This window comes from Burkholderia sp. KL41, from assembly GCF_057005415.2.
This window is the reverse complement of record NZ_CM174447.1, coordinates 2,736,013-2,761,257: the sequence shown is the minus strand read 5'-3', so window position 1 is coordinate 2,761,257 and position 25,245 is coordinate 2,736,013. Positions and strand designations below refer to the sequence as shown.

Genomic DNA, 25,245 nt, shown 5'->3' with positions numbered 1-25,245 from the left:
CCGGCGTGCCGCATGTTCGCGCAACCGAGAGATCCCATGTCGATGATTCTGCCTTCGCAGGCTTATGAATTGAAACTGGCGCCGCAACCGGCGCCGTTCTCGATCCTGACGTTCACCGGGCTGGACCGGATCAGCCAGCTTTACCGGTACGAGATCGAATTCACGAGCCCGGTCGCGGGCATTCCGATGGATCGAGTGCTGGGCCGGCCGGCGAAGTTCATCGTCGATCCGGTCGATCCGGACATGGGATATCTGCAGAAGATGTTCGGGGAGAACGCCGGGAAATTCAGCACGAAGCCACCGGCATACACGGTGCACGGGATCATCACCCGGTTCGATGAGCTCGGGGCGTCGGCTGACGAGACGCGCTATCGGGTCGTGCTGGAGCCGACGTTGGCCGATCTCGATCGCGGGGTGACCAGCCGGCTGTTTCAGAAGCAATCGGTCGAAGAGATCGTGACCGATACGTTGCGGCATTACGGGTATCGCGCGGGCGTCGATTTTCAGTTCCAGTTGCGAGGCGAGTACAAGCGTCGCGAGTACATGACGCAGTATCGAGAGACCACGTTCGCGTTCATCCGGCGGATTTGCGCCGAGGCTGGGATTTGGTTCCGGTGGGAACAGAAGAAGGATCGTGCGGTGGTTGTGTTCGGCGACGATCTGGATGCCTATTCGCGCAAGCAGCGCACGGTTCCCTATCGTCGCGATTCGGGGCTGGAGAGCGTCGGGGCCGATGCGATCAAGACGCTTGGGCGTGAAATGCAGCGTGTGCCGGAAACGGTGCGATTGCATGACTACAACCATCGGCAGGCCGGGGTGTCGCTACTGGTCGAGGAAAACGTCGCGCGTGACGACAAGACGACGAACGCAGTCGATTATCGCTGGGGCGAGCACTACGAGACGCCGGAGGAAGGCAAGCGCGTGGCTCGGTTGCGGCACGAGGCTTATCTGGCCGGACAGATCATCTTCAAGGGGACGGGCAATCCGTTCTGGCTCGAAGCCGGCGAGGTGATGCGGGTCGAGCCGAATCCGGTCGATGCGAAGCACGGGATTTTCGTGACGTCGGTCGAGTCGCACGGCGGGCGCAGTGAGGCGTATTGGGTGGCGTTCGAGGGGATTCCGTCGGATCGGGTATGGCGCACGCCTATGGCGTCGGTTTCGCGGCCGGTGGTCGACGGGATCTTGCCTGCACGGATTACGTCGCCGGGCAATTACAAGTATGCGTATCTGACCGAGCAGGGCTGGTACGTGATCAAGCTGCCGTTCGATCTCGATGAATGGAGCCCGGGTGGGACGAGCCGCCCGGTGCGGTTTGCGAAGCCGTATAGCGGCGACAACTATGGACATCACTTTCCGCTGATCGATGGCGCGGAAGTGGCCATTGTCCATACGGACGGCGATCCGAATCGGCCGGTGATCATCGGGGCGATGCACGACAGCGTGCATCCGGATCTGGTCAACAACCTGAACCATACGCGGAACCTGATTCGTACCGCCGCTCAGAATGAGTTGCGGATGGAGGATAAGGAAAGCAACGAACACGTCCATCTGATCACGCCGTTCCGCGCGAGCCAACTGAATCTCGGCTTCATGGTGGATATCGATCGCAAAGCGCGCGGAAAGGGTGCCGAACTTGCCACCGATGGACACGCGTCGATCAGGGCGGCAGACGGGGTGCTCGTATCGGCCGAGGCACAGCCAGGCGCGGCCGGCGAGCAGCTTGCCATGCAGAGTGCGGACGCGACGTTCGCGCAGGCCAAAGAGATTCTGCGTTCGCTCAATGACGCCGCGAACGCGGCCAAGGCACTACAGGCTGAGGCTAACCAGCAACGTGTGCTGATCGAGCAAAAGCTTAGCCGCCTCCAGAAGCCAGTCATTGTTGCGAGTGCTCCAGAAGGTGTTGGCATCGCCAGTGGGCAGCACGTTCAGATCGCTGCGCGCAAACAGATGTTTGTTACGGCCGGTGAAGGGCTCGACATCGGCGTGATGAAACGCATCACGGTGGCGGCCGGCGAAGCGATGTCGTTCCTCGCAGCAAAGTTCGGAATCCGGCTCTTCGCGGCAAAGGGCAAGGTACAGATTCAGGCACAAGGCGACGGCATGGAGCTGATGGCGATGCAGGACATGCTGATGAGCTCGTCGGACGGAGAAGTCACGATAACGGGTCGAAAGGGCGTCACGATTGGTGACGGCGCGGGCGCTTATATCAAGCTGGCAGGCGGAAAGATCATTCTCGGGAGTCCTGCGGGCGAGATCGAATTGAAAGGCAACCTGACCGTGAACGACGCCGCCGGCGGTAGTTTCAAATTTCCGACCTGGTCCACGGTGCCGCTCAACGATGTGAAGAACACATTGAATTTCGGATTTTCGGAGTAAGCCCGACCATGGCGACCAAAGCCGCACCGAAGAAATCACCGACGCCGCAGCAGCCTGCCAAAGCCGGTTTGCAGCAATTGTCGTTCGCGTTTCCGTTTTTGCGCAAAGGGCAGGGGGAGTCCGAGGCATCCACTCGATTCACCAACGAGCATGACATTTATCGGTTGCTGGCCGAGCGTGAGTCGTCCGGTACCTATCTCGCGAGCAGTAACGGCATGTGGCATGGCGGCATTCATATCACGGAGGCTGGTGCTGGGCAGTCGCTGGACCTCGACGGAGGATTGCGGTGCATCGCCGATGGCGTGTTGATCGCGTTTCGCGCCAATAAGGCCTATCCAGTCAGCGAGGTTGCAACGGCAGATGGTGGATCGCCGTACGAGGCACCGTATAGCACGGCCTTTGCGCTGGTGCGGCACACGATGGAGTTCCCACGGGACACGAAGCTGACGTTTTACAGCCTATACATGCACCTGATGTCATGGGAAGACTACGCAAACTTCCCAAAGCGGGAAAAGCCGTCGTATTGGCCGCGGCAATGGCTGGTGACGCAATATGCGCAGGACAAGCAAGCGTCTGGCCGAAGCGGGCAGGCTCCCGATCCGGCACAGCAGGGGCTACGTGTTCGCAAGACTCCGGGCGGTAGCCCCATCGCGATTCTGCCGCAAGGAGCCAACGTCGGCATCGGGAAGATTGAGACGAAGAACGGAAAGCCGTGGGGGCAGTTGACGGATCTTCGTGGGACATCACCGTATCCACAGAAAGCAGGTGAATATGTCGAGCCGTCGAGTGCGATCGGCAAGTGGGTCTTTCTCGGGCAGGAAAACGGTGGCCCGGTTGCCGAAGAGACTGTTGAGGACTCTATATTTGATCGGGTCGTCGTAACGACGGGCCAAGGCGCGGCAGGCGACATGCCAGGCATTCCAGTCAAGGCAGGAGACCTGATTGGGCACTTGGGGCGCTACGACTCTCTGAACGAGTGTAGTTCGGGAACCCGAATGGCACACATCGAAGTCTTCTGCGATGACAGCATCCAGGCGTTCCTCGAAAAAGGGCGTGCATGGGTCAATCAACACGGTCCGAACAAGGAGGACTGGATGGCACTTGGTCTGCCATCCGAGCCGACGATCCTGCGGATCGCGCCGGGCACGGTGCTGTATCAACGTACTCAAGACAAGAAAAAATTTATCCCTGGTGTTGACCCACAGTTGAGAAAAACGGACGCCGTTCAGGTGTATTCGCTTGCCGAACTGGCGCGTGACCCGGAGCGACGAGTAGCCGAGCCGCGCCCGAATCCCAATCCGGGCTATCCGGTGAACTGGTGGCACGTTGACGGTGTGAATGCGCAAGGTCAACCGATTGACGGTTGGGTGTGTGACTTCAACCACGCGGGCGGCCAGGTGACCCGAGAATTCGCACAGAAGTGGATTGATTTCGAGTGCCTCGCGGATGCCCATGATCCGGCGCATACGATCTTTGCGACAACGCAGGCGTGGGTTGATTATGCGAGCGGCGCCAATGTTGACGATCTTGCTTCGCGTTCGAAGCTCAGTCCGTTGATGCTTAAGGTGTATGACGCGCTGTTTACGGCAGGAGATGGCAAGCGAGCAGTTGATGAATTATGCATGCTGTCTCAGACCGAGCGCGGCGGATATCCATGGTTGATGCAGGCGGCGTCTCGGCTGATCGTGAAACACGAGAGCGAGTGGGCGATTCCGTCGAAATGGAAGCAGTTGATCGCCGCGTTGGAAAAGCAGACGGGGCCGAAACTGCAGCATGTAGAAGAGCAAAAGCGGATCGAAGCGCTCGCGTGGTGGGACGACATAACGGTCGGAACACCAGGTTTCCCCGGGTCAAATGTCTATCATATCGATCCCATTAGCTTAATCGGGAATTTTTGGTTCGAACCTGAAATTATCACACTTGAAATGCTTGCGGCGGTTGATCCGAATGGTAGTGAGTCTTATCATCGACAGATCCTCCCGTCACTCAACAAATATGCGAAAGGTTATCAAGTAACTACTCCGAGGAGAGTTGCTCATTTCCTCTCGCAGATAGCCGTTGAGAGTGGATTTAAGAATATTGAAGAAGGGCTTTCGTATTCATCAGAGCGAATGAAAGTGATTTTTGGGTGCAACCTTCCGCCAAAAGGGAAAAAGCAGTATGCCGAAGTATCGGGTGATATCGTTTGTAATTATGGGCGTAAGCGCGACAAGTTGTGGACAGAAACAAGCAAATACGAACGCAACCCCAAGAACCTTGCAAGCTATGTCTATGCAGACCGGAATAAAAATGGAAACGAGGAATCCGGTGATGGCTACAAATATCGTGGCAGAGGTCTGATACAAACTACGTTTAAAAGCAACTACATGGTGCTCACGGATGAGCATAATCGACGTTTCCCGGATGATCAGCGTGATTTTGTTGAAAATCCAGATCTTGTACTTAGTAATCTGGAGTATGGGATTGAGTCGGCTTTTGTTTTTTGGGCTGTCACTAGAAATATAAATAGAGTTGCGGACTCTGGGAGTGTTCGTGCGGTTTCGGCAAAGGTAAATGGCGGTGATATTGGTTATTCGGAGCGCTTGATTGCATACAACAATGTGGCTCAAATTCTTGGGCTTCCTAAGGAGGTAGCATGAAAATGCTTGCTTGCAAATTGTTGGTGGCGAGTGCGATGTTGTTTGTTTTTGCGCGCGGCGGATATGGGGCTGAGTATGTCGCTAATTGCCCAGTGGAAAGTGTGGAGAACAACGTATTCGATGCATCTCCGTTGGTAAAGAATTCTCGAATTTCTATTGAGAGTGGCGCGGCCGAATATCCATTGATTTTGGATTTTTACAGGCCAACAAAAGGTGGATGTAAAAAAGAGGAATTTGCACAATATTCGGTTGAAGGAGGGGCGCCGACGGTTGAATCTGTGTTTTTTATAAATTTTAATAAGCGACCTAATGTGGTGTTGATTGTTTCATGGAATATAAACAATCGAGGGGAGGGAACTTACGGGCGACTTTATCATGTTTATGCTTATCATTTTGATGAAAGTGGAGAGTTGGTAGAGAATAAGCGTATTTCTGAGGATGGGGCGATGACGGGAATCGAGGGTTATGTCGAAGGTAGGGAGTCTAGGTTTCAATACAGAACGGCTTTGGATGTCAAGAAATATTTGCGCAGAAAACACCGATAATTACTTGTCCCAGGTTCGGATTCGCGATGTAGAGAAGTTGATGATGTTGTCTAGTTTGGCACACGAACAGAGGCAGCGCATCGACAAACAGTATCCGCATCGTAATTCGACATGGTCATGAATTGGTCTTACGTTGGCGGCTCGGGGCTAAGTGCGATTGGGGGGTATATCATTTTCGTAAATGATGATTTGGTATGAGGTTTGAGGCATGAATATGAAATATCTGCTCTGGATTTCAGTTAATTATATGATGTTGATGCCTGTGTTTGCGTTTGCAAACGATCAATCATTCTCTGGGGTTTGGTCATCCAGGGAAGATGTTGCGGGGAGAAGTAAGCCATACTCTACGTTTGTCATCAGGATCGGTGAGGATAACGCTGGAAATATTTCAGGCTCGTATTGTTTTGTTACTCGCAATGGTGGCAGGATAGATTGTAGTCCAGATGGAGAGAATAACTTAAATGGTCGTTCTGGATTGGTGGAAAATAAGGCCCGTGTTAGTTTTTATTCATTTTTTGGTGCGGTAGGTGGGGTGGCGGAGATTGTAGTGAGTGGTGATCGACTGCTATGGAATGTTGTTAAGCAGCCGCAGGGCGGAGATTACTACGGTCCCCTTCGAGCTGAAATGCACAGGGAAACTTCGTTGGGATATCGCTCTGTTGAGAGAAAGGTTGTGGCAAGAAAGGCATTTTTGTACGATTCTCCATCAAAATCGCAAGTAAGTCGTGCCTATGTGGTCAAGGGTGATTCAGTAAGGGTGGTCAAGATATCTGATAATTTAAAATTTTGGAAAATTGAATTTCTGACGAAAAACGGGCGTCGTCTTAATAAATGGATTGAGTGCTCGGAAATTGATTTTTGTGCTAAGTGATTGTATGTAGCCACAAGGGAAAACGCAAAATGAAAAATCTCGCATACGAAGGTGACGCAACGAGCCACGGCGGAAAGATCCTGACCGGTTCGGATCGCATCAAGGTAAAGGGTCGCCGGGCCGCCCGTGTGGGTGACAAAGTCTCGTGTCCGATCCACGGCGACAACGAAATCGTCGAAGGCAGCGGCAGGATGAAGGATGGCACCACGCCGCTATCGCGCGATGGCGATCGCACGCGGTGTGGGGCGGCCCTCATTGCCTCGTCGACCGGAGCTCAGGTTAAGTAAGCAATGCCCGTCGATTTCAATCGCGTACCGCCGCGTGTGGATGTGCCGCCTCCGCCCCGAGCCTCGATGATCGTCTGGACGCCCTTGCTGGTGCTCGTCATGGGGGCCGGGGCAGGACTGACGATCACATTTTGGCCAACGGACCGCACGACGAATACGCTGTGGTTCTGGCTCTGTGTCGTTGGTTATCCCTTCCTGGTCTGGGCTTTCCTGCTATTCGCGTGGCTCGCGTATGGCTACACCGGTCGCAATCAGGCGATCGCGATGAACCGCGTTAGTGATGAAGCCGAGCAGGCATGTCACGCGATGTCGAGCGGACCGCTTGCGATACTGGGCCATGCATGGTGCTTCGCCGCGAACGATTCGGAAAACTCGCTTGAAGGAATACTGACGGGAACTGAATTGGCGAAGCTTCGGCCGAGCGGCGCAGTCGCGGATAGTGAAGTCAATGCACGTTGGCTCGACATCCCGGAGATGCATTTTCATCCGGGTAACGAACTCACTGAACATGCTCGGCATCATGCCGTGTGTACGTGGCTGCTCGAACGCTTGATAGACCGTCTCCTGCCGCAGCTTAATACGCTTCCACCGAGAACGACGCTTCAGATCGAGCTTCATCATCGATCGAGGCTGAAATCCGAGGTTTTCGAGACCCGGCTACGGGAAGTGCTCACTGAACGAGTGCCTGCGTTGAAGGTGGACGTCACACCGGGTGAGCACACGATTTCGCTCTTCCGAACGGACGCTTGGCTGGACAACCGAGCTGTGAATACGGTCCACCTGCTGGTCGCCGTTGAGCTTCGCGATGCAATCAGTTCTGTCCTGTCCGATGGCGTTGCAGAGGCGGGTGTCGCGCTGCTCGTCGGACACCCGCGCCTTGAGTCACCGACCATGCCAGTCGGGTTGCGGTTGCATCGCCCCGCCAGAGGCTCGCTCGATACCGCCGCCCGAACGCTTGAGCTTGCCGCGCGCTGGGGACAAACCTCGCGCGACCGTCTGCGCACAGTGTGGACGCATGGCCTGACCGGCGAGAGAGTCGGTGCAGTTCGGCAAGCCGCATCGTTTCCCGACGAAACGCGATGGCTCTCGCTCGAGACGTCGGTGGGCGACTGTTCCGGCGCAGGGTCGTGGTTGGCTGCCGCCCTTGCTGCAGAAAGTGCCTGGACAACGGGCGACCCGCAACTAGTGCTGTGTGGCGAAGGTGAAGAACTGATCGCCCTCATGTGCAGAAAGCAGACATGAACGATAACAAGAACGACAACAACACTCGGCCGGCAGGCCTCTTCATAGGTATCGCGGCGCTGATCGTCTTTCTGGCGCTGAGTAGCGCGGTATGGATAGAGGGGCCCCGTCACGGATGGTCGCGCGATACCCGGATCATCATCGAGCTTTCGCTGGTGGTGGGTTTGCTGATAGTGATCCTGTCGATCAAGTACTTCGAGTTTGTGCTGCTTTCGATTGCCTCGCTGAGAGCATCCCGTTGGTTTGCTCGTTACGATGCCGGAAAACGCGCAGCGTCCGTCAACCACAACGATCAGAGCGGTCCACCGGGGCCGGTCGACAGAGCTACGGCGCTGCGGAATCTCCTGCGTGACCGTCACGGCTGGCGTTGGCGCTATCGTGAACGATGGGTGCTAGTCGCCGGTGACCTGCCGCTGGTGAAGCGCTTGGCACCGGGACTTGCCGACACGGGGTACGTAATCAACGGCGATACGATCCTGCTGTACGCCAGGCAAACCCGCGACACGCTCGAGACGGAATGGCTCGATCAGATCCGCCGTCTGCGCCACTACCGCCCGATTGACGCGATCGTGACGGTGACACGCAACCGCAGTTCCGCGGACGCGCCGTTCGACGTCGATGGCGTTTGCCGGCAACTGGCGCGTCACGCGCGTGCCCTGCGCTGGGCGGCGCCCGCATATCTGCTCGACGCCACCGATTTCGGCGGCATGACATCAAGCCCGGATGAAGCAATCGGCTTTACCTGGTCGAAGGCGCACCTGAACGCAGACGGTATCGATTCGTCGCTGCAAGATCTCACCTACGATCTGGCGAGCACGGGAGTTGTACGCCTCACCAAAGACGCACGCGATCGCTATCCCGTCGAGTTGTCTCAGCATATTGGCAATCTGCACTCTGCGTTGACGGGGCTCGTGCTGGAAGCTAACCAATCCCGTATCTGGAAACATGGGGTTCACGGCCTGCTGTTCGCCCCGTTGTTCAAGGAGCGCGAACTCGAACTGCCGTTATCAAGCGATACGAGCGACGACGACTCGCCACTCGATCCTCGACATCGAACGATCTGGCAAACCGTCGCCGATCACTGCCGCAAGGTTCATGGTCGCCGAGTCGGCTTTTCGCTGTCGTCCACGGCAGCGTGGATGGCGACAGCCGTGATCGGCTGCTGGATTGCCGGCACGATGCTGTCCGGATTCGTCAACCGCGCAGCGATCGGGAGTGCGGCAGATACGGTCGTGAATCTCAAGGAAGCCAAGGATCCGACACGGTCCCTGCAGACGCTTACCCATCTTGAACGACAGATCGACACACTTGAAATTTACCAGCGCACCCGCGCACCGCTGAGTGCCCGCTTCGGCCTGAATCGTGACCACGCATTGCTCGATGCCCTCTGGCCGCACTATGCCGATGCGGCAAACCGCATTTTCGTCGGTCCGATTCGCCGGCAGCTCGAGGCGCGATTGCATCAACTGGCGTCGCTATCCGACGCAGAAATCGCCAGCGGCGGCGATGCGCAAGTACAGGCCGCGTACGACACGCTCAAGACCTATCTGATGCTCGCGAAGCCGGAGCGCGCGGTGGCTGCATTCCTGACACCCCAGCTCGTTGCGACGTCCATGCCGGCGCGCCCTGTCAATTCATCGTTGTCGCCGGGCAGATGGGAGGACTTGCGGCAGCAAGCCATTACATTCTTCACGAACCATCTGGGACCCGGTGCGAAATCGACGGCGGCTGCGTTGGCAATCGTCCCGGACAGCACCTTGATCGCAGCGACTCGCCAGACGGTGATCGGTGTGCGCGGCATTCAGAATTCGCGGGACGCGGTCTACCAGCAGATCCTCGACGAAGCGACGCCGAAGTATCCGCCGATATCGCTCGCCACGCTGCTGGGTGACGCGGCATCCCAATCCGGTGCCGGTGGCGCAACAAGCCGCGGTTTGTTCAACACGACCATGACCATACCGGGCGTATTCACGCGCGCAGCATGGGACGAACGGATCGCCAAGGCCGTCGACGAAGCCGGCGAGCAACACGACGTGGCAAGCGACTGGGTGCTTTCCGACACCAGGGCCGAAGGCCAGCCTTCGTCGACACTAAAGGACGAACTGCGCCAACGCTATTTCGACGACTATGCACGCGCCTGGGCACTGTTCCTCAACAGCGTGCGCTGGCAACCGGCCCCGACGCTTTCCGCCACGGCCGATCAATTGACCTTGCTGGGCGATCCGCAACGTTCGCCGCTCGTCGCGCTGATGAACGCGATCGTCTATCAGGCGGGAACGGGAGCCAACACACAGTCGCTGTCCGACACGCTGATCAGCAAGGCGCAGCAGCTCGTCGGCGCCGACGAAAAGGATCCGTCGAAGCAGGTCAAACCGCAACTCGCGCCGCTGGCGGCTGCGTTCGGCCCGATCCTGCGTCTGACCGGCAGCGATCTCGTCTCCGGCGTGCCGGCCAACGGCAAAACCGCCGCCGCGCAAATGGCCGCGACAGGCGACCTGAGCCTCGCCCGCTATCTGGAGCGCATCACGGCCATGCGCCTGAAGACGTCGCAGATCGTCTCCAGCGCCGATCCGGATGCGGTTGCGCGACTGGCCGCCCAGTCGGTGTTGCAGGGCAAGACATCCGACATCGCCGACAGCCGCGACTATGCGAGCCGGGTCGCCGCGAGCCTCGGCGAGCAATGGTCCGGCTTCGGCGCACTGTTCCGGGCGCCGTTCGATCAGGCATGGCAGGTCATCGTGCAGCCGGCCGCGTCGAGCCTGAACGAGATCTGGCGCGCGGCGATCGTGGCCGACTGGAACAAGTCGTTCGGCGGTCGTTATCCGTTCGCGGATTCGGACAACGACGCGTCGCTGCCCGAAATGGCGCGCTTCATGCGGCCCGATGGCGGCGTGATCACACAATTCGTGACGACGCAGCTCGCCGGCGTCATCGAGCGGCAGGGCGACCGCTGGGTGCCCGCACAGGGCACCGATTCCGGCGCGCTGACGATCGATCCGGGCTTCCTGAGCGGATTGAACAAACTCACGCGCATTTCGACGGTGCTGTTCCCGTCCGGCGATGCACGCGTGCGCTACGAGTTGCAGGCGGTGCCGACGCCGGGCGTCACCGACATGCGATTCGTGTTGTCCGGCCGCGAATTGCACTACTTCAACCAGAAGCAGGAATGGACGTCGTTCGAATGGCCCGGCCAGTCGCTCGAAAACCTGTCGCATATCGAATGGCAGACGGAGCAGGGTGGCTTGCGGACGGCGCTCGATTCGCAGGGGCGCTTCGGACTGGTGCGCCTGTTCGAGCGAGCGAAGGTCACGCAACAGGACAACGCACGTTACCTGCTGACCTGGACGCCGGATACGAGCCAGGGCATCCCGCTGAAGGTGCAACTGCGCAGCGAGGCGGGCGCCGGCCCGCTCGACGTTCTCCAGTTGCGCAACTTCGTGCTGCCTGCACGGATTTTCGTGACCGGGGCGGCAAGCGCCGGGCCGAAGGTGTCGATGGCCAGTCCGCCGCCGTTGCCGGCTGCCGCGATTGCCGCAGCCAGGCACGCTGCCGTTCCGTTGCCACCGGGGCTGCCGGGTGCGATGACGTGGCCGGATGAAGCGATGCCGGTGGAGTCCAGGAAGGCGCCCCGTGAGACGACCGCGATAGCGGAAGCGCGTCCGAGCGCGCCCGTCGAGAAACCACCAAAGGGCGATCCGCGAATGGCGGTGTCTTCGCTGGCGACGAATTCCACATCTTCCGATGCCTCCACCAAACCGTTCGGACACGCCCTCCGTTTGCTCGGCGACGCATTTACGTTCTGAGACCTGCCATGACGCTTGCCAATTTCGTAAAGACACTCGTCGGCGGACCTCGCGTTGATTCGCTGCAGGAATCTCGACAGACCACCTGGGCGGCATGGCTGGCCCCGATACCGGGCGAACACGCGTGCGGACGCGATCCCGGCTACGAGGATGCGTTCTTCGAATTGAAGGACGAGGCAAACAAGCTGTCGGGAATCGACGATGGCCTGATCGTCCGCACCTGCGAGCAATTGCTTAAGGAAACCGGGAAGGATCTGCGTCTGGTCGGCTACTACACGTTTGCGAGGTTGCGGCAGGACGGTCCGGCCGGCTTTGCCGACGGACTCGAACTGGCTGCTTCGCTAGTCGACCGGTTCGGCGAGGCTGTGCTGCCCGCGCGGGCCGAGGCGAAGCGGGCGGCGCTGGAAATGCTGGCGACGTCGCGCATGATCGAGACGCTGGACAGCCGCGGCGACTTTGCGCCGGCCGATCTCGAACGTGCGCTTGCTGCGCTCGACGTGCTCGTCGAACAAACGGGAAACTGGCCGGAAGCCGCGCGGCCGAATCTGCAGCCGCTGGTTACCCGTTTCGAGCGCAAGGAGGAACCAACTCGCGGTGCGAATCCGGGCGTGGTCCCGCCACAAAAGATCGCTTCGGTTTCCGTGTCGAGCGGGGCGATCGCGTCGACGCGCGACCTGCTCGATCAGGCACGTTCGATGTCGACGTGGCTGCGGGATCAGGAAAACGGCTATTTGCCGTCGGTGCGCCTCGTGCGCAGCGTTCGCTGGGACACCTTGCATGACGTACCGCCGTCGGATGCCGCATCGCATACGCGTCTGGCGCCGCCGCGCGCCGAGTTGCGCCAGCAGATGAAGCGCCTTGTGCTGCAGAAGCACTGGCACGAGTTGCTGGAGCGTGTCGAGGGCGCATTCATGGAAGGCGTGAATCACCTGTGGTTCGATCTGCAGTACTTCCAGCATGTCGCGCTCGATCACGTCGGCACGCCGTACAGCGCGTGGCGCGAACTGCTGCGCGCCGACTTTGCGCTGTTTCTCGAACGACTTCCGGGCATCGAACGACTGGCATTCAGCGACGGCACGCCGTTCGCCGACGACACGACGCTCGAATGGATCGCCCGGCACGCGGTCGTGCGCGACCTGGAGGCGGGCGAGACGGTGGCGCCGCTGCCGGTCTCCGCGGATAGCGACGGCGACGCCGCTGGCGACTGGCCTGAAATCGAGACCCAGGCACGCGAACTTGCTGCGCGCGAAGGTATCGAGACGGCCTTCGCTTGGCTTGAAGCGCTGCCCGGCATGAAAACCGATCGGCATCGCTACCTTCAGCGGCTCGTGATGGCACGGCTGGCGGATCATGGCGGCCGTCCCGATGCGGCGCTCGCGCTGCTTGCCGAGCTCGATGCATCGTCGCGGTCACTGCCGCTGATGCGCTGGGAGCCGGCACTGACGTTCGAAGTCAAGCAACAACTCGTCAAGGCATTGAAAACGATGAGCAGCCGCAAAGACGCCGACAAGCCGGCGCTCATGCGTCGTGTTGCTGAACTGCAGGCCGAACTCACCGTGCTCGATCCCGCTCGCGCCTTGACTCTTTCGTAACGGATTCTCATGGACAACAACGATTCCATCCTGCGCTACTACGAAGCGGAAATGCGCTATCTGCGCGAATCCGGCAAGGAGTTCGCGAAGGCGCATCCCGATCGCGCGCGTCTGCTCAATCTCGATCGCGTAGGTGATCGAGATCCTTACGTTGAGCGGCTCTTCGAGGGTTTCGCGTTCTTGACCGGCCGGCTCCGACAAAAACTCGACGACGAATTGCCCGAACTGACCGAAGGGCTCGTCAGCCTGTTGTGGCCGCACTATCTACGGATGATTCCGTCGCTGTCGATCGTGGAGTTGATGCCGTTCGCGGAGAAACTGCAGAAGACCGAAGTGGTGCCGGCCGGCGCACCCGTCAGGTCGGCACCGATCAATATCCCGTCGCCCGGCGGTGTCGAGGGTTCGGCGCTGCGAACGATCCAGTGTCTGTATCGGACCACACAACCCGTCGCGCTTCAGCCGGTTACGATTACCCACGCCGGTCCGGCCGTGCGCCATGACGGCCGGTCGGTGATCAGGATCGGCTTCGCATTGGAGGGATCCGCACTCCGCAACGAAACGAACCTGTCGCGCCTGCGTGTGCATCTGAACGCGGATCTTCCGACCGCATTCGCGATGCATCTCGCGCTCACAAGGCAGGTCGACACGATCTACTGGCGCGTCCCGGAAATTCGCGACGGTGAACCAGTGCCGCTCGCGGATGTCACGATCGAGCCCGCGGGCTTCTCGACGGAAGAGCGGCTGTGGCCCAAGGCCGATGCTGCGTTCTCCGGATATCAGCTCCTGCTCGAGTACTTCACGTTCCGCGAGAAGTTCCTGTTCGTCGACTTGTGCGGGCTTGATGTCGCGAAGCTTCCAGAAGGTGCGACCCGCTTCGAACTCGAAATCGTGCTGAAGCACGCGTATCCGTCGGACCAGCGTTTCAGCGCGGATAACGTGCGGCTGTTCTGCACGCCGGTCATCAACCTGTTCGAACTCGATGCCGAGCCGATCGAGATCGATCATCACGAAACCGAATATCGCGTCGTGCCGGCCGGCCATCAGGGCGAGCATGTCGAAACGTATTCGGTCGATGCGATCGCGACATTCGACCACGATACGGCCGAACGATACGAGTACGTGCCGTTCGCCACGTTCCGTCACCGCGGCGGCATGCTGCGGCACGAGGCCCCCGAGCGCTATTTCCATACGCGCGTGCGTCCCGGCGTGTCGGGGCTGTACGAAACCTGGGTGATTCTCGGCGGCCATGCATGGGAAACGATGGATACGCTTCCGGAGGAGAGCCTGTCCTTGCGGGTGACCGGCACGAACGGGATGTTGCCGCGCAAGGGTTTGCGCGAGGCAAGTCTCAACGAGATCGCGGTCAGCACGCAAAGTGTTGCCGGCGTGCGTAATCTCGTGTCGCCGACGTTGCCGCTGTATCCGCCGACGGAGGATCGCTTTCAGTGGCGCGTGTTGTCGCATCTGGCGCCGAACTTCCTGTCGATGATGAACGCGGAAGTGTTGCGCGGCGCCCTGGCGCTTTACGACTGGACCAGCGACGAGCTGAACCGTCGACGGCTCGCGGGCATTCTGCATGTGTCGCAGGAATTGATCGAAGAGGTGTCGGGCGGTGCGGTCGAGCGGGGCGTGCTGATCGAGATCACGCTCGACTCGCACGCGTTTTCCGGCGAAGGCGACGTGATGCTGTTCGGGGAATTGCTGCATCGGTTCTTCGAGGCATATGCGGAGATCAACCTCTTTACGAAGCTGGCGATCGTCAGCCTGCCGTCCCAGCTTCGGACCGAGTGGCCGCGCGGCAAGGTGCAGAGGGCGGCATTATGAGGCGGTCATTCAATCGGGTTGGCATCGAAGCGACCGATGCACAAGCGCTTCCGGCAATCGTCGGGAGCCTGCTGGCGCGTGCGCCGAAGATGAGCTTCATGCAGTTCTGTCGGCTGCTGGAAGCTGGTGATCCCGACGCGCCCGAATTCGGCACGCGCGATACGCCGGAACACGAGCCGGTGCGATTCCGGCCGCGTCCTCGTTTGGGCTTTCCGGCCGGCGAGATGGCGGTGGTCGAGATCGACGACGAGGATGGCGATGCGCCACCGACCATCCGCACGACGTTCATGGGGCTGTACGGGGTCGATGCGGCGATGCCGTCGCATACGATCGACGAGATCGCGCTTCGCGAAGAGGGGCATGAAGCGGTCGAGGCGTTTCTCGACCCGTTCAATCATCGCATCGCGACGCTGCTGTACCGCACATGGAAGAAATACCGCTATCCCGAGCGTTTTCAGGCCGGCGGTGTCGACGATTATTCCCGGAGCCTGTTGTGTCTGGCAGGGTTCGGATGGGGCGACAAGCCCGCGCGCGCCGGTTTGCCGGCATCGCGAATGCTGGCGCTGCTCGGTCTCCTGATTCAGCGCACGCGAACATCCGAAGGGCTGGCCGGCGTCATTGCGCTTGCCGCGCCGCGCGTCGGCGTTCGCGTCGACGAGTTCTGGGCTGTGAAGACGAGCGCCGGCCAGCCGAGACCGCTGACGTCGACACGCGCGGCGATTGCAGCTTCACGGGACGACCGGCGTGTCGGTCTCGGCGGGGGTTACGTGCTCGGCAGGCGCATCGCGTATCGCAGCCGTGCGGTGCGTGTGACGCTGCGTCCTGACGATGTGCAGCAGGCGCATGATCTGTTGCCAGGCGCGTCGTTGCATCGCGAGTTGATGGCATTCATTCGGTTGTATGTCGGCGTGAAAGCCGATGTGCATTTGCGAATGGAAGTGTCGTCCCGCTTCGTTCCGAGTCCGGTTGTCGGGGCAGGGCGTGCAGATCCTGCGCCGCGTCTCGGCTGGACTACGGTGTTGCCCTCCGGGGACGCGCGCTTGATCGATATCCCGCTCGGTGTCTACGAGGCATTTCCGACACGTCAATCGAACTCGCATCCCGTGCCACGCACGATCTGATTCCGGAGTCTTCATGTTCAATCGAATGAGCGCGGCAACCGTTGCCGCAGCAGTGCTTTTGTCGGGCTGCGGTGCCTGGCAGTCCGTCTCGGATGCATCGTCGAATGCCTATCGTGCAGTGTTTTTCAAGCAGGTGAAGGTGCTGAATGTCGATTTCACGGCACGGGCTGCACTGAATCCGGATGAGGCGGGGCGAGCGACATCGGTGGCCGTTCGCGTGTATCAGTTGAAGGATCGCAAGATATTCGATGAAGCAACGTACGCGGACCTGTTGAAGAGCGATCGGACTGTTCTCGCGCCGGATCTGCAGGCAGATATGTCGACGGTTGTGAATCCTGGCGCGTCGTCGAGTTTGTCGCAGCCCATGCAACGCGAGACGAAGTACGTGGCGATCGTTGCGTTGTACCGCGCCCCCGGAGCGTCAGGAGATTGGAAGCGGGTGATTGAGAAAAAGAAGCTCGATCCGGATAAGCCGCTCCGAATGGATCTGTCGCTGAACGGGCTACAGGTGGCAGGAGAAGTCACGAAGTCAGCGTCTTCTAGATGAGCTGCGGAGACGGCGATAGAGAGCTGATATCGCGTGCAAACGCAGGGCGTTTCAGTCCCCGCGCGGGCCCATGTGCCGGGTAACCGGCAGCATGGGCCGCTTGGGGAATTACCGATCGTCTTCCCGCACCGAAGACGGATGCCGGCACAGTGCCCGCACCTCGAGCTCCATATACGGAAACAGCGGCAATTGGCTGAGCAGATCATGCAGTTGCTGCACGCTCTCGACATCAAAAATGCTGACGTTCGCATACTGCCCCGCGATCCGCCACAGATGACGCCAGATACCTTCGTTCATCAGCCGCTGGCACATCGCCTTTTCTTCCGCCTTCAGCGTGGCCGCCTTGACCGGATCCATGTCCGTCGGCAGACGGACGGTCATTTCCACATGAAACAGCATCCTGCACTCCTTGCGTTGTCGATTCGTCGAACGGGAAGGCCGCTCACGCCTGCGCGCGGGCTCGCTCGACTTCGCTTGCCGGCACGTCCTGCTTTTCCTTGAGCAGCGAGAAATCGAAGTCGATCAGCGCGAACTGCCCGTCGACGCCGTACGGCTTGCCTTCCGCGCCTTCGGCCTGCTTCACTGCCGGGATCAGCCCGTCGCGCGTTGCGAATGCGAAGTCGTCCCACAGGTGCGGATCGCCTTCGATGTTGATCTGCGTCGTCAGCTTACGATAACCGTCCGCCGAAACGAAGAAGTGAATGTGCGCCGGACGATGGCCGTGGCGGCCGAGCTGGTCGAGCAGTTGCTCGGTCTTGCCGCCCGGCGGCACGCTGTAGCCGACCGGCACCACGCTGCGGAAGCTGTAGCGGCCTTCCGCGTCGGTGCGGATCGAACGGCGCAGGTTGAACGCGGGCTGCGACTGGTCGAAGTACGAGTAGTTGCCGAGATGGTTCGCATGCCACACCTCGACGAGCGCGTTCGCGATCGGCGCGCCGTCGTGGCCGAGCACCTTGCCGCGCATCACGAGCGTCTGGCCCGGATCGGTGCCGTCGTCGAGGCGCGCATGGCCGACCGATTCCGGCGCGCCGGCAACGTACAGCGGCCCCTCGATCGTGCGCGGCGTGCCGCCCTCGATGCCGGCCTTCGCTTCGGCTTCGTCCATCCGCACGTCGAGGAAGCGCTCGAGGCCGAGGCCCGCGGCGATCAGGCCGAGCTCCTTGCCCGCTTCGTTCAGGTAGTTGAGCGCGGTCCAGAATTCGCTCGGCTGCACGTCGAAATCCTCGATCGTGTAGCAGATGTCCTTCATGATCCGGTTGACGATCGCGCGCACGCGCGGGTTGCCGGGCTTCTCCGCGGCGTCGTCGAACGTCTTCAGCAGGGCGTCGATGGCTTGCTTGTCCATGTGTGTCTCCGGTTTCGGTTGTCGTGTGGGGATCAGCGGGCGTCGCGCTTCATGCGTTCGATGCGGGCCCAGTCGAAGGTGATGCCGAGGCCGGGTGTCGCCGGCAGGTGCAGCTTGAAATCCTCGTAGCGCAGCGGCTCGACGAGGATTTCCTCGGTGAGCAGCAGTGGGCCGAACAGCTCGGTGCCCCATTTCAGCGAGTCGAACGTGCTGAACAGTTGCGCGGACGCCATCGTGCCGGCCGCGCCCTCGAGCATCGTGCCGCCGTACAGTTCGATGCCGGCCGCCGCCGCGATCGACGCGACGCTCGCCGCGCCCTGCAGGCCGCCCGATTGCGCGATCTTCACCGCGAACACGTCGGCCGCGCGATCCTGCGCGAGCGCGAACGCATCGACGGGGCCGTGCAGCGCCTCGTCGGCCATGATCGGCACCTGCGCGAGCTGCGTGAGGCGTTTCAGCCCCGCGCGGTTGGTCGCGGCGATCGGCTGCTCGACGAGGCTCACGCCCGCTTCCGCGAGCCGTGCGCCGGCCCAGATCGCGTCGGTTTCGCTCCATGCCTGGTTCACGTCGACCCGCACGTCGCCGCGCTCGCCGAGCGCGCGCTTGATCGCGACGACGTGCGCGACGTCGTCGGCGACCGCGTTCGAGCCGATCTTCAGCTTGAACGCACGATGGCGGCGCGCGTCGAGCATCGCTTCGGCTTCCGCGATGTCGCGCTGCGTGTCGCCGCTCGCGAGCGTCCAGGCGACGTCCACCGCGTCGGCCCGGCGGCCGCCGAACAGTTCCGACAGCGGCACGCCGAGGCGGCGCGCCTGCGCGTCGAACAGCGCGGTCTCGATCGCGCACTTCGCGAAGCGGTTGCCCTGGAACACCTTGCGGGCGCGCGCCATCGCGGCGCCCGGGCGGGTCGCGTCCATGCCCTGCAGCAGCGGCGCGAAGTAGGTGTCGATGTTGACCTTGATGCTTTCGGGGCTTTCCTCGCCGTAGGCGAGACCGCCGATGGTCGTCGCCTCGCCGACGCCTTCGATACCGTCCGTGCATCGAACACGAACCAGCACGAGGGTCTGGCAATTCATCGTGGCGACCGACAATTTGTGGGGCCTGATCGTCGGCACGTCGACCAGCAAAGTCTCGATGCGGTCGATGGTGGCGGCAGTTGCTATCATGCGATTCCTCCTGTTGGTGCACATGGTAGGAATTCCCGCCCCGCGTCGTCCAACACTCTTTCCGACTACTTCCATACCTTTGAGGCATGAAATGGAATTGCGCCAGCTCCGCTACTTCATCGCCGTCGCCGAGGAAATGAACATCACGCGGGCGGCCGAGCGGTTGCACATGACGCAGCCGCCGCTGAGCCGCCAGCTCCAGGCGATCGAGGACGAGATCGGGCTGCCGCTGTTCGAGCGCGGCGCGCGGCCGCTGAAACTGACGGATGCGGGGCGCGTGTTCTACGCGCAGGCGAAGCGCCTCGTCGACCAGGCCGACGAGCTCGGCCCGCTGACGCGGCGGCTCGCGCAGCTGTCGGAGCGGATCGTGATCGGTTTCGTGCCGTCGACGCTGTACGGCGCGCTGCCGGACGTGATCCGCGCGTTTCGTGAGGCGCAGCCGGACGTCGAGCTGTCGCTGATCGAAATGTTCACGCTCGAACAGCTCGGCGCGCTGAAGGGCGGGCGGATCGACGTCGGGTTCGGCCGCCTGCGGTTCGACGACGACCAGCTGGTGCGCGAGGCGCTGATCGAGGAAAAGCTGATCGCCGCGCTGCCGGTCGGGCATCCGCTCGCCGATCCCGATCGGCCGCTCGCGCTCGCGGATATCGCTAACGAGACGCTGATCGTCTATCCGAGCACGCCGCGGCCGAGCTTCGCCGATCAGCAGCTGTCGGCGCTGCGCGACGGCGCGCTGGTGCCGGCGGCCGTGCACGAGGTGCGCGAGCTGCAGACGGCGCTCGGGCTCGTGGCCGCGCAGGTCGGCGTGTCGCTGGTGCCGGAGAGCGTGGAGGGCGTGCGCGTGAAGGGCGTGGTTTACCGGCGGTTGCCGGAGCCGGCCGCGACGTCGCCGATCATCATGAGCCGCCGGCTGCACGGCGAAAGCGCCGCCACGGCCGCGTTCTGCGCGATTGCGCGGGAGATGATCGGGGCGTCGGCCTGAAGGGCATCGCCGCTTTCAGGCATCGCAACTAACGGTCTGTTTCGGCGGGCGGCGGTGGATGCGGAGGGGGTGTCGTAATGTCACGCGCGTCGATGCAAGTGCCGCGCCGGCTTTGCGGGTCGCAGGCCATAAGCCATAAGCCATAAGCCACAAGCCACCGGCCACGGGCCACGGGCCGCGCCAGCGTGCACGCCGCTATCGCTTCACGTCGAGCGTTTCCGACGGCGATTCGCCAAACTTTTCCCGATACGCGATCGCGAACCGGCCAAGGTGTGTAAACCCGCAATCGAGCGCGACATCGGCGATCCGCCGGTCGGACGCCGCGCCGCGCAGCAGCTCGCGCGCATGGTCGAGCCGCGTCGCGCGCAGGTATTGCATCGGGCTCATTCCCCGGAACTGCAGGAACGCGTCGCGCAGCGTCCGTTCCGGCACGTTGGCGGCCTGGACGATATCGGCGAGTTGCAGCGGCTGCGCGTAGTGCGCGTTCACGAACTCCTGGGCGCGCCGCACGAAGCCCGGCGCCGGGTCGCGGTGCGAGGCGTGCAGCACGGAAGGCGGGTGGCCTTCGATCAGCAGGTCGATCAGCAGGTGCTCGAGCTGTGACGCGACGCGCGGGTTCGCGTTCGCGCGCTCCAGCAGCTCGGGCGAGCGTGCGACGAGCATCAGTTGCTGGCGCCACGCGGTGAGCGCGGCGTCGCTGACATGCAGCACTGGGTCGAGCGTCGCGCGCGGGTCGCCCGTTAGCGAGCCGACCGTCGCCGCGTCGATGCGCAGCACGAACTGCTCGCAATCGGCCGACAGCACCGCGTCGAAGCGCTCGCCGGGCGCGCACAGCACGCCGGTCTGGCCGTCGACGCCGAGCTGCCGCCCCATCGCGCGCACCTCGGCCTGGCCGGACAGGCAGAACATCAGCAGGTAGTAGCCGTCGACCGCGTCGACCTGCACGCGCATCGCGTCGCCGAATGCGATCGTGCCGATCCCGAGCCCGCCGAGCCTGACGAAATCCATGTGCGACGCGCCATGCGTGCGGCCGGTCGGCAGCAGCGCATGCGGCTGCATCACGCGCGAGATCCGCTCGCGCGTCTCGTCGAGATCGCGGGATTCGAACAGCCGGTGCGCGCGCAGCGCGAGCGGCTCGAACGACGTTGGGGACATGGGCCTCAGCCTTTGTATGAGCGACGCGCGCTTCGATCCGATGAATGGGTCGCGATCGTGCGCAGGGTCGTGTGTGCCGTCATGCTAGCTCAGAAATCCGCCGAAAGTGGATATTGCGCCGCCGCAATCGCACTTTCCGGATAGACGGGGAATATTAGCCTTTCAAAAATGGACTCCATCTTGTTAACGAACGGAACCACAAGGAGTCCGACATGGAGCAGACAGAATCGCCCGTCGTGTTCGCCTCGCGCGACGACGCGTCCGACGTGAGCTTTCCGCACGACGACGGCTCGCGCGTGCCGTACAAGGTGTTCAGCTCGCAGGCCGTCTACGAACGCGAGCAGGAACGCATCTTTCGCGGCCCGACGTGGAACTTCGTCGCGCTGGAAGCGGAAATCCCGAACGCCGGCGATTTCAAGAGCACGTTCGTCGGCGATACGCCGGTGGTCGTCACGCGCACGGAGGACGGCGCGCTTTCCGCGTGGGTGAACCGCTGCGCGCACCGTGGCGCGCAGGTGTGCCGCAAGTCGCGCGGCAACGCGAGCTCGCACACGTGCGTGTATCACCAATGGAGCTTCGACAACGCGGGCAACCTGCTCGGCGTGCCGTTCCGGCGCGGCCAGAAGGGGATGTCCGGGATGCCGGCCGACTTCGACCCGAAGCAGCACGGGCTGCGCAAGCTGCGTGTCGACAGCTATCGCGGGCTCGTGTTCGCCACCTTCAGCGACGACGTGATGCCGCTGCCCGACTACCTCGGCGAGCAGATGCGCCCGTGGATCGACCGGATCTTCCACAAGCCGATCGAGTATCTCGGCTGTACGCGCCAGTATTCGAAGTCGAACTGGAAGCTGTACATGGAGAACGTGAAGGACCCGTATCACGCGAGCATGCTGCACCTGTTCCATACGACCTTCAACATCTTCCGCGTCGGGATGAAGGCGCGCTCGATTCCGGATGCGAACCACGGGCTGCACAGCATCATCACGGTGACGAAGACGGGCGACGATACGTCGGCCGCGTACAAGCAGCAGAACATTCGCTCGTTCGACGAAGGTTTCCATCTGGAAGACGAATCGATTCTCGATCTCGTGTCGGAATACGACGAGGACTGCACGAACCATATCCAGCCGATCTTCCCGCAGCTCGTGATCCAGCAGATCCACAACACGCTGGTCGCACGCCAGATCCTGCCGAAGGGCCCCGACAACTTCGAGCTGATCTTCCACTTCTTCGGCTACGCGGACGATACGCCCGAGCTGCGCGCGCTGCGTATCAAGCAGGCGAACCTCGTCGGGCCGGCCGGCTATATCTCGATGGAGGACACGGAGGCGACCGAGCTCGTGCAGCGCGGCACGGTGCGCGACGGCGACGCGACGTCGGTGATCGAGATGTCGCGCGGCAATCCGGACCAGCAGGACACGGTGATCACCGAAAGCCTGATCCGCAAGTTCTGGGTCGGCTACCAGAAGCTGATGGGCTATTGAAGCGGGAGCACGGAACGATGGAAAACCTGACGGAAGACATGAAGACGTGGTTCGAGATTTACATGCTCCAGAACCGCTATATCGGGCACCTCGACAACAACCGGCTCGAGCAATGGCCGACGATGTTCACCGAGGACTGCACTTACGAAATCGTGCCGAAGGAGAACGCCGACCTCGGGCTGCCGGTCGGGATCGTCCACTGCACGAACCAGCGGATGCTGCGCGACCGCGTGGTGTCGCTGCGGCACGCGAACATCTACGAAGAGCATACGTACCGGCACATGACGTCGGGCCTGACGATCGTCGCGGAACGTGACGGCGAGATCGACACCGAGAGCAACTACGTCGTCGTGCAGACACGCAGCAACGGCGAGTCGAACGTGTACCAGGCCGGCAAGTACTATGACACGGTCGTGCGCACGCCGGACGGGCTGCGCTACAAGACCAAGCGGGTGATCTACGACACGTCGCGCGTGCAGACGCTGCTCGCGACCCCGATCTGATACGGAAGCAAGGAACAGTCATGACTGAAGCAACGCTCGCCGAGTGGCATCCGCTCGGCGCTTTCGACGAATTCTCCGAAGACGAACCGGCGGCGCGCGTCGCCGGCCAGAAGCCGATCGCCGTGTTCCGGATCGGCGACGAACTGTTCGCGATGCACGATCTCTGCACGCACGGTCATGCGCGGCTGTCCGAGGGGTATGTGGAGGACGGCTGCGTCGAATGCCCGCTGCACCAGGGGCTGATCGACATTCGCACGGGCGCGCCGAAATGCGCGCCGATCACGGAGCCGGTGCGCACCTATCCGATCCGGATCGTCGACGGGCAGGTGGAAGTCAATGTCGGCTGATCCGTTCGTGATCGTCGGCGCCGGCCACGCGGCGCGGCGCACGGCCGAAGCGGTGCGCGAGCGCGACGCCGCGGCGCGCATCGTGATGATCGGCGCGGAACGCGAGCTGCCGTACGACCGGCCCGCGCTGTCGAAGGATGCGCTGCTGAGCGAGGGCGGCGAGCAGCGTGCGTTCGTGCGCGATGCCGCGTGGTACGACGCGCAGCGCATCGAGCTGCGGCTCGGCACGCGTGTCGAGGCGATCGAGCGCGATGCGTTGCGCGTGCGGCTCGGCGACGGCACGACGCTGCCTTATGCGCGGCTCGTGCTGGCCACGGGCTCGCGGGTGCGCACGTTTGGCGGTGAGATCGACGAAGGCGTCACGCCGCATTACGTCCGCACGGTCGACGATGCGCGTGCGTTGCGCGCGCAGCTCGCGCCGGGGCGCCGCGTGGCGGTGCTCGGGGGCGGTTTCATCGGCCTCGAGGTCGCGGCGGCGGCGCGCCAGCTCGGTTGCGACGTGACGGTGATCGATCCGGCGCCGCGCCTGCTGCAGCGTGCGTTGCCGGAAGTCGTCGGCGCGTATGCGCATCGGCTGCACGACGCGCGCGGCGTGGTCTTCCGGATGGCGACGCTGCCGCGCGCGATCCGTCGCGCGCCGGGCGGCGGCGCGATCGTCGAGACCGATCGTGGCGACGTGCCGGCCGATCTCGTCGTGGTCGGTATCGGGGTGGTGCCGAATGTCGAGCTCGCGCAGGCAGCGGGGCTCGATGTCGACAACGGGATACGCGTCGACGCGGGCTGCCGTACGGTCGATCCCGCGATCTTCGCGGCGGGCGAGGTGACGATGCACTTCAATCCGTTGCTTGGGCGTCACGTGCGGATCGAATCGTGGCAGGTGGCCGAAAACCAGCCGGCCGTCGCGGCGGCGAACCTGCTCGGTGCCGACGAAACCTATGCCGAGCTGCCGTGGTTGTGGTCCGATCAGTACGACTGCAACCTGCAGATGCTCGGGTTGTTCGGCAGCGAACGCACGATCGTCGTGCGCGGCGATCCGGCGAACGGGCCGTTCACGGTGTTCGGGCTGGGGGACGACGGCAGGATCGTCGCGGTGGCCGCGGCGAACCAGGGGCGCGACATCGGCGCATCGCGCCGGCTGATCGCGGCCGGGGCGGTGCCCGATCCGGTGAAGCTCGCCGATCCGACGGTGAATTTGAAGACGTTCCTGTAACGGCGGCAGGCGCGGCGAGTATGGCGGGCGCGGTGGACGGATGACGTCGGCGACGACGTCGCCGGCCGCGCGCTTGCCGGACGATCGCACGACGTGGCGGGTGACGTCATGCCCGGTGGCGGTCGCGCGGGGCCGTCGCGTTTCATGCCGCGCGTTTGTCGGCCGGTGCGAAATCGGGGATATTAGCGGCATCGCCGATTCGCCTG

20 protein-coding genes are annotated in these 25,245 nt (G+C 62.0%); 16 read left to right on the top strand and 4 right to left on the bottom strand.

Annotation, left to right across the window (positions count from 1 at the left end):
- Positions 1-36 precede the first annotated feature (36 nt).
- From PQB87_RS29680 to tssJ, 11 genes are all read left to right on the top strand, one after another.
- Positions 37-2,376 (top strand): type VI secretion system Vgr family protein, encoded by a 2,340-nt coding sequence (locus PQB87_RS29680; protein WP_153489877.1) that lies wholly within the window; start codon positions 37-39, stop codon positions 2,374-2,376.
- Between the two features lie 8 nt (positions 2,377-2,384).
- A complete protein-coding gene (locus PQB87_RS29675) occupies positions 2,385-5,015 on the top strand; it encodes a glycoside hydrolase family 19 protein (protein ID WP_489243105.1) in 2,631 nt (876 codons plus the stop codon).
- Entirely contained in the window at positions 5,012-5,560 is a 549-nt protein-coding gene (locus tag PQB87_RS29670; protein WP_233342735.1) for a hypothetical protein, read from the top strand. The genes PQB87_RS29675 and PQB87_RS29670 overlap by 4 nt, the downstream gene beginning before the upstream one ends.
- A gap of 214 nt (positions 5,561-5,774) precedes the next feature.
- The gene (locus tag PQB87_RS29665; RefSeq protein ID WP_233342736.1) at positions 5,775-6,431 is read left to right on the top strand and encodes a hypothetical protein; all 657 of its coding nucleotides are present in this window, start codon (positions 5,775-5,777) and stop codon (positions 6,429-6,431) included.
- Positions 6,432-6,460: 29 nt separating this feature from the next.
- Positions 6,461-6,718, top strand: coding sequence for a PAAR domain-containing protein (locus tag PQB87_RS29660; RefSeq protein ID WP_233342737.1), 258 nt, complete (start codon positions 6,461-6,463; stop codon positions 6,716-6,718).
- 3 nt (positions 6,719-6,721) lie between these two features.
- Positions 6,722-7,960, top strand: a complete 1,239-nt coding sequence (locus tag PQB87_RS29655; protein WP_502063509.1) for a KPHS_23130 family T6SS system protein — start codon at positions 6,722-6,724, stop codon at positions 7,958-7,960.
- Complete coding sequence (locus tag PQB87_RS29650) at positions 7,957-11,763, top strand: ImcF-related family protein (protein WP_233342739.1); 3,807 nt, start codon at positions 7,957-7,959, stop codon at positions 11,761-11,763. The genes PQB87_RS29655 and PQB87_RS29650 overlap by 4 nt, the downstream gene beginning before the upstream one ends.
- 8 nt (positions 11,764-11,771) lie before the next feature.
- A complete protein-coding gene (tssA, locus tag PQB87_RS29645) occupies positions 11,772-13,355 on the top strand; it encodes a type VI secretion system protein TssA (RefSeq protein WP_111939163.1) in 1,584 nt (527 codons plus the stop codon).
- Positions 13,356-13,364: 9 nt separating this feature from the next.
- Positions 13,365-15,179 carry a type VI secretion system baseplate subunit TssF gene (gene tssF / locus PQB87_RS29640; RefSeq protein WP_111939164.1) on the top strand — a complete coding sequence of 605 codons (1,815 nt, stop codon included), beginning with the start codon at positions 13,365-13,367 and terminating at the stop codon, positions 15,177-15,179.
- The gene (gene tssG / locus PQB87_RS29635) at positions 15,176-16,300 is read left to right on the top strand and encodes a type VI secretion system baseplate subunit TssG (RefSeq protein WP_111939218.1); all 1,125 of its coding nucleotides are present in this window, start codon (positions 15,176-15,178) and stop codon (positions 16,298-16,300) included. The genes tssF and tssG overlap by 4 nt, the downstream gene beginning before the upstream one ends.
- Positions 16,301-16,313: 13 nt before the next feature.
- Complete coding sequence (tssJ, locus tag PQB87_RS29630; RefSeq protein WP_111939165.1) at positions 16,314-16,847, top strand: type VI secretion system lipoprotein TssJ; 534 nt, start codon at positions 16,314-16,316, stop codon at positions 16,845-16,847.
- Positions 16,848-16,955: 108 nt separating this feature from the next.
- Here tssJ and catC read toward each other — a convergent pair whose 3' ends face one another.
- From catC to PQB87_RS29615, 3 genes are read right to left on the bottom strand one after another with little or no spacing between them, the layout of a single operon-like run.
- The gene (gene catC, locus PQB87_RS29625) at positions 16,956-17,246 is read right to left on the bottom strand and encodes a muconolactone Delta-isomerase (RefSeq protein WP_489243104.1); all 291 of its coding nucleotides are present in this window, start codon (positions 17,244-17,246) and stop codon (positions 16,956-16,958) included.
- Positions 17,247-17,289: 43 nt separating this feature from the next.
- Complete coding sequence (gene catA / locus PQB87_RS29620; RefSeq protein WP_048022403.1) at positions 17,290-18,192, bottom strand: catechol 1,2-dioxygenase; 903 nt, start codon at positions 18,190-18,192, stop codon at positions 17,290-17,292.
- Positions 18,193-18,224: 32 nt separating this feature from the next.
- Complete coding sequence (locus tag PQB87_RS29615) at positions 18,225-19,358, bottom strand: muconate/chloromuconate family cycloisomerase (RefSeq protein WP_489243103.1); 1,134 nt, start codon at positions 19,356-19,358, stop codon at positions 18,225-18,227.
- A 91-nt stretch (positions 19,359-19,449) separates the two neighbouring features.
- On the opposite strand from PQB87_RS29615, the gene PQB87_RS29610 reads away from it, so the two are divergent.
- Positions 19,450-20,340, top strand: coding sequence for a LysR family transcriptional regulator (locus tag PQB87_RS29610; RefSeq protein ID WP_021157296.1), 891 nt, complete (start codon positions 19,450-19,452; stop codon positions 20,338-20,340).
- Between the two features lie 195 nt (positions 20,341-20,535).
- Here PQB87_RS29610 and andR read toward each other — a convergent pair whose 3' ends face one another.
- Complete coding sequence (gene andR / locus PQB87_RS29605; RefSeq protein ID WP_059684525.1) at positions 20,536-21,495, bottom strand: anthranilate 1,2-dioxygenase regulatory protein AndR; 960 nt, start codon at positions 21,493-21,495, stop codon at positions 20,536-20,538.
- 212 nt (positions 21,496-21,707) lie between these two features.
- Between andR and andAc the strand changes: the two genes are divergently transcribed.
- Genes andAc through andAa form a run of 4 tightly spaced genes read left to right on the top strand, consistent with a single transcriptional unit; the run spans position 21,708 to position 25,039 of the window.
- Entirely contained in the window at positions 21,708-22,979 is a 1,272-nt protein-coding gene (gene andAc, locus PQB87_RS29600) for an anthranilate 1,2-dioxygenase large subunit AndAc (RefSeq protein WP_059694307.1), read from the top strand.
- Positions 22,980-22,996: 17 nt separating this feature from the next.
- Positions 22,997-23,482, top strand: a complete 486-nt coding sequence (gene andAd / locus PQB87_RS29595; RefSeq protein WP_059684523.1) for an anthranilate 1,2-dioxygenase small subunit AndAd — start codon at positions 22,997-22,999, stop codon at positions 23,480-23,482.
- Between the two features lie 20 nt (positions 23,483-23,502).
- Positions 23,503-23,829, top strand: coding sequence for an anthranilate 1,2-dioxygenase ferredoxin subunit AndAb (gene andAb, locus PQB87_RS29590; protein WP_006479527.1), 327 nt, complete (start codon positions 23,503-23,505; stop codon positions 23,827-23,829).
- Positions 23,819-25,039, top strand: a complete 1,221-nt coding sequence (gene andAa / locus PQB87_RS29585; RefSeq protein ID WP_489243102.1) for an anthranilate 1,2-dioxygenase system ferredoxin--NAD(+) reductase — start codon at positions 23,819-23,821, stop codon at positions 25,037-25,039. The genes andAb and andAa overlap by 11 nt, the downstream gene beginning before the upstream one ends.
- Positions 25,040-25,245: the final 206 nt, after the last annotated feature.

Excerpts from the sequence above, each read along its gene's own strand:
- PQB87_RS29680 (WP_153489877.1), top strand. The coding sequence starts at position 37 with ATGTCGATGATTCTGCCTTCGCAGGCTTATGAATTGAAACTGGCGCCG.
- PQB87_RS29675 (WP_489243105.1), top strand. The coding sequence starts at position 2,385 with ATGGCGACCAAAGCCGCACCGAAGAAATCACCGACGCCGCAGCAGCCT.
- PQB87_RS29670 (WP_233342735.1), top strand. The coding sequence starts at position 5,012 with ATGAAAATGCTTGCTTGCAAATTGTTGGTGGCGAGTGCGATGTTGTTT.
- PQB87_RS29665 (WP_233342736.1), top strand. The coding sequence starts at position 5,775 with ATGAAATATCTGCTCTGGATTTCAGTTAATTATATGATGTTGATGCCT.
- PQB87_RS29660 (WP_233342737.1), top strand. The coding sequence starts at position 6,461 with ATGAAAAATCTCGCATACGAAGGTGACGCAACGAGCCACGGCGGAAAG.
- PQB87_RS29655 (WP_502063509.1), top strand. The coding sequence starts at position 6,722 with ATGCCCGTCGATTTCAATCGCGTACCGCCGCGTGTGGATGTGCCGCCT.
- PQB87_RS29650 (WP_233342739.1), top strand. The coding sequence starts at position 7,957 with ATGAACGATAACAAGAACGACAACAACACTCGGCCGGCAGGCCTCTTC.
- tssA (WP_111939163.1), top strand. The coding sequence starts at position 11,772 with ATGACGCTTGCCAATTTCGTAAAGACACTCGTCGGCGGACCTCGCGTT.
- tssF (WP_111939164.1), top strand. The coding sequence starts at position 13,365 with ATGGACAACAACGATTCCATCCTGCGCTACTACGAAGCGGAAATGCGC.
- tssG (WP_111939218.1), top strand. The coding sequence starts at position 15,176 with ATGAGGCGGTCATTCAATCGGGTTGGCATCGAAGCGACCGATGCACAA.
- tssJ (WP_111939165.1), top strand. The coding sequence starts at position 16,314 with ATGTTCAATCGAATGAGCGCGGCAACCGTTGCCGCAGCAGTGCTTTTG.
- catC (WP_489243104.1), bottom strand. The coding sequence starts at position 17,246 with ATGCTGTTTCATGTGGAAATGACCGTCCGTCTGCCGACGGACATGGAT.
- catA (WP_048022403.1), bottom strand. The coding sequence starts at position 18,192 with ATGGACAAGCAAGCCATCGACGCCCTGCTGAAGACGTTCGACGACGCC.
- PQB87_RS29615 (WP_489243103.1), bottom strand. The coding sequence starts at position 19,358 with ATGATAGCAACTGCCGCCACCATCGACCGCATCGAGACTTTGCTGGTC.
- PQB87_RS29610 (WP_021157296.1), top strand. The coding sequence starts at position 19,450 with ATGGAATTGCGCCAGCTCCGCTACTTCATCGCCGTCGCCGAGGAAATG.
- andR (WP_059684525.1), bottom strand. The coding sequence starts at position 21,495 with ATGTCCCCAACGTCGTTCGAGCCGCTCGCGCTGCGCGCGCACCGGCTG.
- andAc (WP_059694307.1), top strand. The coding sequence starts at position 21,708 with ATGGAGCAGACAGAATCGCCCGTCGTGTTCGCCTCGCGCGACGACGCG.
- andAd (WP_059684523.1), top strand. The coding sequence starts at position 22,997 with ATGGAAAACCTGACGGAAGACATGAAGACGTGGTTCGAGATTTACATG.
- andAb (WP_006479527.1), top strand. The coding sequence starts at position 23,503 with ATGACTGAAGCAACGCTCGCCGAGTGGCATCCGCTCGGCGCTTTCGAC.
- andAa (WP_489243102.1), top strand. The coding sequence starts at position 23,819 with ATGTCGGCTGATCCGTTCGTGATCGTCGGCGCCGGCCACGCGGCGCGG.